This is a genomic window from Aeromonas sp. 604176 (genome assembly GCF_049170755.1).
Lineage (GTDB): Bacteria > Pseudomonadota > Gammaproteobacteria > Enterobacterales > Aeromonadaceae > Aeromonas > Aeromonas veronii_A.
Window position 1 is genome coordinate 1 of the sequence record NZ_JAAKNE010000292.1, and the last position, 847, is coordinate 847.

Genomic DNA, 847 nt, shown 5'->3' on the forward strand with positions numbered 1-847 from the left:
AGTCCACATCGTCGTTGAAGCTGTGGATGATCCAGGTGGCGATCATGCCGATGAAGCCGGCGATGGCCATCCACCAGATGTGCCAGATCATGGCAAAGCCGAACACCACGCTGAAGGCGGCGATGATGACACCGGCACCGGAGTTCTTCGGCATGTGGATGGGGGCATACTGGGCAGGCTTCTTGTAAGCGCTGCCGTCAGCCTTGGCTTCCCAGAAGGCGTCCAGACCGGTGACCTTCGGCTCGATGGCGAAGTTGTAGAACGGCGGCGGAGAAGACGTCGCCCACTCCAGGGTACGGCCACCCCAGGGATCGCCGGTCAGGTCGCGGTTCTTCTCGCGGTCGCGGATGCTGACCACGATCTGGATGACCTGGCACAGCACGCCCAGGGCAATCAGACCGGCGCCGCAGGCGGCGACCACCAGCCAGCCGTGGAACTCGGGATCGATGTTCTGGCTGACACGACGGGTCATGCCCATGAAGCCCAGCACGTAGAGCGGCATGAAGGCCACGAAGAAGCCGGTGATCCAGCACCAGAAGGCACGCTTGCCCCAGACGTCATCCAGCTTGAAGCCGAACGCTTTCGGGAACCAGTAGGTGATACCGGCGAAGCAGCCGAACACCACGCCGCCGATGATGACGTTGTGGAAGTGGGCGATGAGGAACAGGCTGTTGTGCAGCACGAAGTTGGCGGCCGGCACGGAGAGCAGTACCCCGGTCATGCCACCCACGGTGAAGGTGATGATGAAGCCGACGGTCCACAGCATGGGCGAGGTGAACTCGATGCGACCGCGGTACATGGTGAACAGCCAGTTGAAGATCTTCACCCCGGTCGGGATGGAGATGAT

General features: G+C 62.0%; 1 protein-coding gene. It reads right to left on the bottom strand.

Translation table 11 applies throughout. The features are described from left to right. On the bottom strand, window positions 1–847 hold an 847-nt coding region (locus G5358_RS21435; protein ID WP_421324922.1), incomplete at both ends, for a cbb3-type cytochrome c oxidase subunit I.